Annotated in this window: 10 protein-coding genes; 4 read left to right on the top strand and 6 right to left on the bottom strand. The window is 65.3% G+C overall.

The annotated features are described in order from the left end of the window. Nucleotides 1-149 precede the first annotated feature (149 nt). Both AKL29_RS03225 and purE read right to left on the bottom strand, forming a co-directional pair. Entirely contained in the window at nucleotides 150-1256 is a 1107-nt protein-coding gene (locus tag AKL29_RS03225; RefSeq protein ID WP_028335998.1) for a 5-(carboxyamino)imidazole ribonucleotide synthase, read from the bottom strand. Further along, entirely contained in the window at nucleotides 1253-1741 is a 489-nt protein-coding gene (gene purE, locus AKL29_RS03220) for a 5-(carboxyamino)imidazole ribonucleotide mutase (protein ID WP_050382998.1), read from the bottom strand. Before purE ends, AKL29_RS03225 begins: the two co-directional genes overlap by 4 nt. 145 nt (nucleotides 1742-1886) lie before the next feature. Between purE and AKL29_RS03215 the strand changes: the two genes are divergently transcribed. Further along, the gene (locus AKL29_RS03215) at nucleotides 1887-2612 is read left to right on the top strand and encodes a GGDEF domain-containing protein (RefSeq protein ID WP_028336000.1); all 726 of its coding nucleotides are present in this window, start codon (nucleotides 1887-1889) and stop codon (nucleotides 2610-2612) included. Here AKL29_RS03215 and AKL29_RS03210 read toward each other — a convergent pair. The 3 genes from AKL29_RS03210 to AKL29_RS03200 form a co-directional block, all read right to left on the bottom strand. Further along, nucleotides 2607-2858 carry a hypothetical protein gene (locus AKL29_RS03210; RefSeq protein ID WP_018268738.1) on the bottom strand — a complete coding sequence of 84 codons (252 nt, stop codon included), beginning with the start codon at nucleotides 2856-2858 and terminating at the stop codon, nucleotides 2607-2609. The genes AKL29_RS03215 and AKL29_RS03210 overlap by 6 nt on opposite strands. Nucleotides 2859-2976: 118 nt before the next feature. Beyond that, nucleotides 2977-3186, bottom strand: coding sequence for a hypothetical protein (locus AKL29_RS03205; RefSeq protein ID WP_028336001.1), 210 nt, complete (start codon nucleotides 3184-3186; stop codon nucleotides 2977-2979). 195 nt (nucleotides 3187-3381) lie between these two features. Further along, the gene (locus AKL29_RS03200) at nucleotides 3382-3588 is read right to left on the bottom strand and encodes a YdcH family protein (RefSeq protein ID WP_016847372.1); all 207 of its coding nucleotides are present in this window, start codon (nucleotides 3586-3588) and stop codon (nucleotides 3382-3384) included. Between the two features lie 240 nt (nucleotides 3589-3828). On the opposite strand from AKL29_RS03200, the gene AKL29_RS03195 reads away from it, so the two are divergent. Next, nucleotides 3829-4014, top strand: a complete 186-nt coding sequence (locus AKL29_RS03195) for a YdcH family protein (RefSeq protein ID WP_016847370.1) — start codon at nucleotides 3829-3831, stop codon at nucleotides 4012-4014. A gap of 96 nt (nucleotides 4015-4110) precedes the next feature. On the opposite strand, the gene AKL29_RS03190 is transcribed toward AKL29_RS03195, so the two are convergent. Next, the gene (locus AKL29_RS03190; RefSeq protein ID WP_050382994.1) at nucleotides 4111-5214 is read right to left on the bottom strand and encodes an NAD(P)/FAD-dependent oxidoreductase; all 1104 of its coding nucleotides are present in this window, start codon (nucleotides 5212-5214) and stop codon (nucleotides 4111-4113) included. Between the two features lie 273 nt (nucleotides 5215-5487). Here AKL29_RS03190 and AKL29_RS03185 point away from each other — a divergent pair, with 273 nt between their 5' ends. Together AKL29_RS03185 and AKL29_RS03180 are read left to right on the top strand one after the other, a co-directional pair. Next, nucleotides 5488-8175 (top strand): sensor domain-containing protein, encoded by a 2688-nt coding sequence (locus AKL29_RS03185; RefSeq protein ID WP_050382991.1) that lies wholly within the window; start codon nucleotides 5488-5490, stop codon nucleotides 8173-8175. Between the two features lie 274 nt (nucleotides 8176-8449). Continuing rightward, nucleotides 8450-10022: ABC-F family ATP-binding cassette domain-containing protein (locus AKL29_RS03180; RefSeq protein WP_152977403.1), on the top strand; the 1573-nt coding region annotated here is incomplete at its 3' end.

The raw sequence follows: 10022 nt of genomic DNA, 5'->3' as shown, positions 1-10022 counted from the left end.
TGGACGCCGGTTCGCGTGAAGAAAACGCGTAAACAAAAATCCAGAGCATCGGTTCTGATTCAATCAGAACCGATGCTTTAATGGATCGTGGTTGCCACGATCCCAATTTCCATCGATACGACGAAGGCGGCTATGGGCCGCGCGTGAAATTATCGCTTGCGGGCCGGCGTCACTTCGGTGACGTGTCCCATCTTGCGGCCGGGGCGCGGCGTACCCTTGCCGTACAGATGCACCGTGGCGCCGGGAACGGTGAGCCACTGCTCGTAGCTCAGGATGTCGTCGCCGATCAGGTTGGTCATGACGACCTCGCCGTGGCGCACCGGCTTGCCCAGCGGCCAGCCGGCGATCGCGCGGATGTGCTGCTCGAACTGTGAGATCGAGGCGCCGTCGAGCGTCCAGTGACCGGAATTGTGCACGCGCGGCGCGATCTCATTGACCAGCACCGTCGCCTTGCTGCCGTTGCCGGGCACCGCGAACATTTCCACCGCGAGCACGCCGACATAGTCGAGCGCCGAGGCGATCTTTTCGGCGATCGCGCGCGCCTGTGCGGCAAGCTCATCGGGGATTGCGGCCGGCGCGCGGGAAATTTTCAGGATGTGGTCGCGATGCTCGTTCTCGGTGACGTCGAAGCATTCGACTTCGCCGGAAGCGGAGCGGGCCGCGATCACCGAGATCTCACGCTCGAACGGCACGAAGGCCTCGAGGATGGCCGACTTGGTGCCGAGGTCCTCCCAGACCTGTTCGAGGTCGTCGCCGTCGCGGATGATGGCCTGGCCCTTGCCGTCATAGCCGAAGCGGCGGGTCTTGATCACCGCGGGCAGGCCGATCCGTTCGATTGCCGTGCGCAGCGTGTCGACCGAGGACACGTCGGCGTAGTCGGCGGTACCGATGCCGAGTTTGCTGACGAAATCCTTCTCGATCAGCCGGTCCTGCGTGGTCTCCAGGATCTTGTAGGCCGGCAGCACTGGGCGCCGCGCGGCGAGCACCATCGCGGTCGCGGCCGGGACATTCTCGAATTCATAGGTGACGACGTCGACATCGTTGGCGAACAGTTCGAGCGCCTCGACGTCGGCATATTCCGCGCAGGTCGCGTTCTGCACCACGTCGAACGCCGGGGAGTCCGGATCCGGCGAAAACACCTGGCAGCGGAGCCCGAGGCGCGCCGCCGCCATCGCCAGCATCCGGCCCAATTGCCCGCCGCCGAGGATTCCAATGGTGTCGCCCGGCTTCAGCTTCACTGCGTTCGAAGCCGTCACGCCGCGCCCTCCGGATGCTCGTTGACCGCGTCGGTCTGCTGCTTGCGCCAGGCCGCAAGGCGGGCCGACAGAGCCGGATCGTTGAGTGCGAGCACGCTCGCCGCGAGCAACGCGGCATTGATCGCGCCGGCCTTGCCGATCGCCAGCGTCCCGACCGGGACGCCGGCCGGCATCTGCACGATCGAATAGAGCGAATCGACGCCCGACAGCGCCTTCGACTCGACGGGAACCCCGAACACCGGGAGCTCGGTCAGCGCGGCCGTCATGCCCGGCAAATGGGCGGCGCCGCCGGCGCCGGCAATGATCACCTTGTGGCCGGCTGCCTTGGCGCCCTTGGCAAAGACATAGAGCCGATCCGGGGTGCGGTGGGCCGAAACGATGCGCGTTTCGCAGGCCACGCCGAGCGCAGCCAGCGTCTCGGCGGCATGGCGCATGGTTTCCCAGTCGGACTGACTTCCCATGATGATGGCGATCGGAGCGGTCATCTCTTCAATTCTGTGCAGGAATCCAAAAGCATAGGCTGATTATAGGGACGGCCCGGGCGTCATCCAAGGCGTGGCAAGGGAGTTAGAATGGACTATCCTGTCTTGGTGAATCCCGGCAAGCCTTCATAAGCAGGCCTCAACAAGGATGCGCATGAAGAAGAAGACGACGGCGGCCGCCTCGGGGGCCGCGAAACGACGGAAAGGCGCGCCCGCCGCGCGCAAATCCAGGCCGGGCAAGACTGCAGCCAAGCGGGCTGGAACCAAACGGGCTGGAACCGGAGCTGCCACGCGAGGCGCGGTCGCATCCGGCGACAAATCGACCATCCGCAGCTTGCGGGCGCAGCTGGCGCGGGCGCAGGCCCGGATCGAGGAGCTGCAGGCCTCCGCCGAGACCGACTTCCTGCTCGACATCCTGAACCGGCGCGGCTTCGAGCGCGAGCTCGCCCGTTCGCTCTCGTTCATCAAGCGCTATCAGGCCTCCGGTGCGCTGATCGTGCTCGACGTCGATCGCCTCAAGCCGATCAACGATGCCTTCGGCCACGCGGCGGGCGACGAGGTGCTGAAGGCGATCGTTGCCGCGATATCGGATCAGGTGCGCGCTTCCGATGTGATCGGCCGTCTCGGCGGTGACGAGTTCGCCGTGCTGCTGTGGAATCTCAGCGAGATCGATGCCCGCGCCAAGGCGGCTGCGCTGGAAGAGGCGATCGATCGGTTGACCTTCATGTTTCGTAACAGCCAGGTCACCGCAGGCGCTTCCGCGGGCGTTGCGATCCTCACCGCGCATTCGGATATCGATCGCGTGCTCGATGAGGCCGACCGTGCGATGTATGTGCGCAAGGCGCAGCGGCGCCACGAATCCCGAGAATTATAGCGCGCTGAGATCCTCCGGCACGTTGCCGTAGGCACGCAACAATTTGGCATCGCCGAATTCACCGATCGCGGGATCGCCGGTGCGGCTGAACGCGACGGCGCCGATGCTGCCGGGCATCCGCGACATGGTCTCCGCGCGGCGCAACGCGACCGCCGAGCTCTGGCATTCCTCGGCATTGCCGGCGACCGGCGTGCCGTCGTCGTCCTGCATGAATGGCAGTGCCACGTAGTAGGTCACATCGGCCATCGCTGTGCTCCCGAAGGGTTAGAGCGTTTTCGAGCGAAGTGGGTACCGGTTCGCGTGAAGAAAACGCGTCAAAACAAGAATCCAGAGCCTCCGTTTCGATTCAATCGAAGTGAAGGCTCTAGGCGGCGTCGCTCGCCGCCCGGGTCTGCGCCGGCACGCAGCCGGCGGTGATCGCGGCCTGCAATTCCTCAAGCTCGGCTTCCAGATATTCGTTGGCCATGATCAGCGCCTTGATGGTGCTGCGCAGGTTGCCGTCGCACATCGCGATCGCCTGATCGCAGGCCTTCTCGTAGCGGCTGTTGTCGGGCAGGGAAGGCGGTGCGGACATGGCGAAACTCCCTCTGATGGCTGGCGGCTGGGCCGATATGTTCTCTTTTTGTTCATGTGGAGTCAAGCGCCGAGAAACCGCCTCGCCTCCGTTGCCGCGAACGTGAAGCCGGTGAGGCGCTGTGGATGACGGGGAAAACCGCCGCCCGGCCTGAACCGGAACGCCGAACCGCGAAGGCCCGCGCCGCGGCGCGCGTCAGGCAATGATGTCGGGCGTGATCTGGTCTTCGATGAAGGCGATGCGATCGCGCAGTTGCAGCTTCCGCTTCTTCAAGCGTTGCAGCATCAAGAGATCCGGCGCCGGCGACTGGTGCAGCGCGTCGATCGCGGCATCGAGGTCGCGGTGCTCTTGTTGCAGCCGCGCGAGCTCGGCGATTAGTTCGCGCTCATCCTGATCGTTCATGGTTGTGTATTAACTGATAAGCACGATAAGGTTGTTACGGCGGAAGTCGCCGCTCGCCGGAATATCCTCCTTGAACGCGCGCCGCGCAAGCCGGACCGGTTCCATAGTCACGATTGGTTACAGATAAACCGAAATGAGTGCGTGCGGCATTTCGCATCTCCCATCGACAGCGCCGTCCACTTGTGTACACTCGGCGGTCCGGATCGAACCTGAGGTTTAACGCACCGAGGAGTGTTCGCAATGGCAATACAGGCCCATCTCATTGAGCTGGAGCGTAAACACAAAATACTCGAGAACGAACTGCACGAAGCGCTCGTTCACCCCTCTGTAGACGACCTGCATATTTGCGAGCTGAAGCGCCGCAAGTTGATGGTCAAGGATCAAATCGAGCGGTTGAGACTATCCGCCGACGACACGGTCCACTAGACCGCCCCCCTGCAAATTAGCAAATAGCGTGGCCTTTCACCGAGGGATGAACGCCCAAGTGCGCGCGCATCCCCCGGAAGGCCTTACCGTATTTGCTCAGAGTTCCGCCAGCGCGCCGACATGGTCGGCGACCGCCAGCGATGACGTCAGTCCGGGCGATTCGATGCCGAACAGGTTGATCAGGCCCGCGACGCCGTGGTCGGCCGGCCCTTGGATCAGGAAGTCCTGCGTCGCCACCGCCGGCGGCACGATCTTGGGGCGGATTCCCGAATAGCTCGGCATCAGCGCGCCGTCCGGCAGGGCCGGCCAGTATTTCCGGATCGCCGGATAGAACCGCTCGGCCCGATCAGGGTCGACGGCGTAATCGATGTGATCGATCCATTGGACGTCGGGCCCGAACCTCGCCTGTCCGGCCATGTCGAGCGTCAGGTGCACGCCGAGCCCGCCGGGTTCCGGCACCGGGTAGATCAGCCGCGAGAACGGCGCCCTGGCGCTGCAGCTGAAATAATTGCCCTTGGCCAAATAGGCCGTTGGAATCAATTCGATCGGCATGCCCTCGACGTTGCGCGCGACCGCCGTCGCGCCGAGTCCGGCGGCATTGACCAGGAGATCGCAGGCCAGCGTCATCGGCGCCACGCCGCCGGCTTCGATCTCGAACCCGTCGGCGGTGGCCGTGGCGTGGAGCAGCGGCGTATGGAAGGCGAACGCCGCTCCGGCCGCCTCGGCGTCACCGCGCAGCGCCAGCATGTAAGCATGGCTGTCAATGATCCCGGTCGAGGGCGACAGCAGCGCTGCGTCGCAATTCAGCGCCGGCTCCAGGGCGCGCGCCGTCTCGCCGGACAACAACTGCATGTCGTCGACGCCGTTGGCCTCGGCATGCGCGCGGATTGACTGCAGCTTCTCGGTCTCCGCAGGCGTGGTGGCCACGATCAGCTTGCCGCACTTCTTGTGCGGGATGCCATGCTCGGCGCAGTAGCGGTAGAGCGCCCGCTTGCCGCTGACGCACATCCGCGCCATCAGGCTGCCGGCGCGGTAGTAGATGCCGGCGTGGATCACCTCGCTGTTTCGCGACGAGGTCACCGTGCCGATCCCCTCGGCCTCCTCGAGCACAATCACTTCGCGGCCGGCCTGTGCCAGCCGCCGCGCCACGGCGAGGCCGATCACCCCCGCACCGACGATCACGCAATCAACCCTGTCCATCTCGTCCTTCAGGTCCGAAAATTTCCGCCCGGCCGCGCCCTGGCCGCCGCTGCCAACATCGTTCAGCCGATCCGGTCGCTTTGGGCAAGTGCTTATTAGGCAAGTGCTTGGGCCATCTCAAATAGTTGGGAAGCCTGCCCTGTTAGTGGAGCATTAATCATGTCAGGGCAATTGCCATAAATTAAGTCAGCATTTTCCGGTTGCATCAGTACGCGTTTACCCGATCCAAACCGCCGGAGCCGGACACTCGCCCCGGAAATCCGCGGGTGATCGATGGCTGGCAGGAAGGTGCAGGCGGGCGGGAAGAATTCGATTCCGGCAAGGGCCGTGCTCTGCCTGATCGCCGCCGTCGCGCCGTGCGCTGCAGCCCGGGCAGGCACCGGTGCGTTCGCGCCGTCGAGCTATCTGGGCAGCCTCGATCCCGGCCTGGTCTGGGAGCTCCTGATCGGCAGCGTGGTGGTCGCGTCGTTTTTCGGCGCGGTCGGGCTGTGGATTCTCTCGGCGCTGCGCAAGGCCAAGCGCGCGCAACTGCGGCGCAACGCCTTCGTCTCGTCGGCACTCAACCATTTGAACCAGGGCGTGGTGATGACCGATGCGCAGGAGCGCATCGTGTTCTGCAATGACCGCTATCTCGACATCTACGGCCTGTCGCGTGCCGACATCAGGCGCAACATGACCGGCGTCGAGCTGCTGGAACTGCGCCGCGACCGCGGCGTGCTCGACGTCAGCGCCGAGGATTTCTTCGCCAGGGCCGCGGCGCCCGAGGGATTGGTTACCGAGCTGCCCGGCGGCAGGTCGGTGCTGGTGAAGTATTTTCCGCTGCCGAACGGCGGCTCGGTCGCGACCCATCTCGATTGCACCGATCAGCGCAAGCTGTCGCGCAAGCTCGCCTCGACCACGCAATTCCTGGAATCGGTGCTCGACAACGTTCCGGTCTGCGTCGCGGCCAAGAACATCGAGGACGGCCGCTACATCTTTGCCAACCGCGCATTCGAGCGCTTCTCGCGCTTCTCGCGCGATCACATCGTGGGCAAGCGCGCCGACGAGATCTTCCGCCCCGAGACCGCCGCCAGCATTGACACCGCCGACCGCGCGGCGCTGAACGCGGCGGAAGGCTATCATCGCAGCGAATTCTTCGTCGAACGCGGTTCGGACAAGCGGATCCTCGCCTCCAACCGCGTGATCGCCCGCAACGAGGCCGGCGAGCCGGAATTCCTGATCGCGCTGTTCGAGGACGTCACCGATCGCCGCTCGCTGTCGCGCGAGCTCGAGAACAACAAGAAGTTCCTCGAGCTCGTGGTCGACAACATCCCGGTCTCGCTGATCGTGCAGCGGGTCAGCGACGGCCGCTACCTCCTGGCCAACCGCAGCGCCGAGACGATCCTCAATCGCCGCCGCGAGGACGCCGCCGGCCTGACCGCGTCCGACATCTTCAATGCGCGTGAAGCCAAGCTGATCATCGCCCGCGACGAGGCCGCGATCAGGAAGCGCAGCATGATCGCCGAGGAGCATCCGATCTCGACCAAGGACGGCCTGCGGCTGTTCCTGACCCGCCGGATGACCGTTCTCGACGATGTCGGCGAGCCGCAATATCTGATCAAGACCCATGAGGACGTCACCGACCGGCGCCAGACCGAGTCGCGGATGGCGCACATGGCCTATCATGACGGCCTGACCGATCTGCCGAACCGCGCCGCCTTCCTGCAGGCGCTGACCCAGATGATCGAGGCCTGCGACGGCACCGACGAGGAGTTCGCCGTGCTCTGCGTCGACCTCGACGGGCTGAAGGAGATCAACGACGTCTACGGCCACGCGATGGGCGACAAGGTACTGATCGAGGTCGCCCAGCGTTTGCAGGCCGTGGCGCGCGGCGGCGTGGTGGCGCGGCTGTCCGGCGACGAATTCGGACTCATCATCGACGGCAAGCAGCCCGTCGCCGGCATCGCGCTGGCCGAGCAGGCCGCCGAGGCGCTCGGGCAGGATTTCCTGATCGACGGCAAGTCGGTGCGGACCGGCCTCACCACGGGGATCGCGGTGTTCCCGGACAATGGATCCGACGCGGCCTCGCTACTGGCCAATTCCGGCGCGGCGCTGTTTCGCGCCAAGGCGAAGTCGCGCGGCACGATCTCGATCTTCGAACCGGAGATGGACCAGCAGATCCGCGATCGTCGCGTGCTGCACCAGGAGCTGTCGGTCGCGATCAAGAACGGCGAATTGTCGCTCTACTACCAGCCGCAGGCCGCCACGGGCGGCAGCGTGGCCGCCAGCCAGATCATCGGCTTCGAGGCGCTGGCGCGCTGGCACCATCCGGTGCGCGGCTTCGTGCCGCCCGGCGACTTCATTCCGCTCGCGGAAGAAAGCGGCCTGATCGTCGAGATGGGCGAATGGATCCTGCGCGAAGCCTGCCGGGAGGCGGCCTCCTGGGCGATCCCGCTGCAGGTCGCGGTGAACCTGTCGCCGGCGCAATTCACTCATGGCGACCTCGTCGGCCTCGTGCATTCGATCCTGCTCGAGACCGGGCTGACGCCCGACCGGCTCGAGCTCGAAATCACCGAGGGCGTGCTGATCGAGGATTTCGACCGCGGCCTGTCGCTGCTGCGGCGGCTGAAGGCGCTCGGTGTCCGCATCTCGATGGACGATTTCGGCAGCGGTTATTCCTCGCTGAGCTACCTGCAGGCGTTTCCGTTCGACAAGATCAAGATCGACCGCGCCTTCGTCATCAATCTCGGCCGCAACCCGCAATCGGCCGCGATCGTGCGCGCGGTGATCGATCTCGGCCACGGCCTTGAAATGTCGATCGTCGCCGAAGGCGTCGAGACCGAGGCGCAGCTCGGCTTCCTCGCCGAAGAAGGCTGCGACGCGGTGCAGGGCTATCTGATCGGCAGGCCGGCCCCGATCGGCCAATTCGCCGCGCTGGTCGGCGGCGACCAGCTTGCCGAGACCGTGCGCAGAGCCGGTTAGTTTGGCCTGGCTGTGCTTGCCATCCGTTGCATGCCCGGCTACATCTGGGCCCACCACATCATTTCAGCCGAGAAAGGAGGGCCGCGTCGTGGCGAGATACACCGATCCCCACCTCAAGCGTGGCCCCGTCAACGCCCTGCAGATGCGTTTGCAGGGCTGACCGGAAACTCGCGCTAAATCCTTCCTGGTCTGCCTTCGTGGCCGTGCGGCGTCGAACGCTTGAGCGTTCGCGCCCGCACATCAATCCCTCGCCGCGCTTCGACACGCCTATCCGATGGCTGGCATGCCCGGGAGTGTCGTGATTGCCGGCAAGACCAGAGAATTGACCGTGACCCTCATCAATGTACGCAATCTCGGCGTGACGCTGAACGCGCCGCTGTTTTCCGAACTGAATTTCGTCGTCAATGCCGGCGACCGCATCGGGCTGGTGGCCGCCAATGGCCGCGGCAAGTCCACGCTGCTGCGCTGTATCGCAGATGCGATGGAGCCTAACGAAGGCGATATCACCCGTGCGCGCGGACTGACCGTCGGCCATGTCGAGCAGGATGCGCCGCCAAGACTGCTGGATACACCGTTCCACGCCGCCGTGCTCGAGGTGCTTTCCGGCGAGCAGCGCGCCAGCGAGGGCTGGCGGGTCGACGTCGCCTTGCAATCACTCGAGGTGCCGGAGGACCTATGGAGCAGGCCGCTGAAGCAGCTGAGCGGCGGCTGGCTGCGGCTTGCGGTGCTCGCCCGCGTGCTGGTGACCGAGCCCGATGTGTTGCTGCTCGACGAGCCGACCAACCATCTCGATCTCGCCAAGATCGGCCGGCTTGAGGCCTGGCTGAACGCGCTGCCGCGCGACATGCCGGTGGTGATCGCAAGCCACGATCGCGCCTTTCTCGATGCGACGACCAACCGGACGCTGTTCCTGCGCCCGGAGCGGTCGCAGCTGTTCTCGCTGCCCTACACCGCGGCGCGCGCGGCGATCGACGAATTCGATGCCTCGGACGAGCAGCGCTATCAGCGCGACATGAAGGCCGTGCGGCAGCTGCGGCAGCAGGCGGCGAAGCTCAACAACCTCGGCATCAATTCCGGCAGCGACCTTCTGCTGTCGAAGACCAGGCAATTGAAGCAGCGCGCCGAGAAGCTCGAGGAGACGGCGAAGCCCGCGCATCTGGAACGCTCGGCCGGAACGATCCGGCTCGCCAACCGCGACACCCATGCCAAGGTCCTGATCAGCTTGGACAACGCCGGGATCGCCACGCCCGACGGCCGGCTGTTGTTCAGGACCGGCCAGCAGTTCATCTGCAAGGGCGACCGGATTGCGCTGCTCGGGCCGAATGGCGCCGGCAAGACCCGCTTCGTCGCGGCGCTGCGGCTGGCGATCGAGAATGTCGGAGCGGCACCGGCCGAGATCCGGGCCACCGAGTCATTGGTGCTTGGCTATTGCGACCAGGCGCTGGCCGATCTCGCCGATGGAGACACGCCGATGCGCATGCTGACGCGGCGCTTCGCGGTCGGTGATCAGCGTGCGCGCGGCCTGCTCGCCGGCGCCGGGCTCTCGATCGAGATGCAGGGCCGTCCGATCGGGCGGCTGTCGGGCGGGCAGAAGGCCCGCCTCGGCATGCTGGTGCTGCGGCTCACCCAGCCGAACTTCTATCTGCTCGACGAGCCGACCAACCACCTCGACATCGAGGGCCAGGAGGCGCTGGAGGACGAGTTGATGGAACAGCAGGCCAGCTGCCTCCTGGTGTCGCACGACCGCCAGTTCGTGCGCACGGTGGCCAACCGGTTCTGGCTGATCGAAGGGAGGAAGCTGATCGAGGTCGATGGACCGGAACAGTTCTTTGCCGCGGCCGGTGCGG

The sequence above is a fragment of the Bradyrhizobium pachyrhizi genome, assembly GCF_001189245.1.
Classification (GTDB): domain Bacteria; phylum Pseudomonadota; class Alphaproteobacteria; order Rhizobiales; family Xanthobacteraceae; genus Bradyrhizobium; species Bradyrhizobium pachyrhizi.
This window is presented reverse-complemented; position numbering and strand designations above follow the sequence as displayed.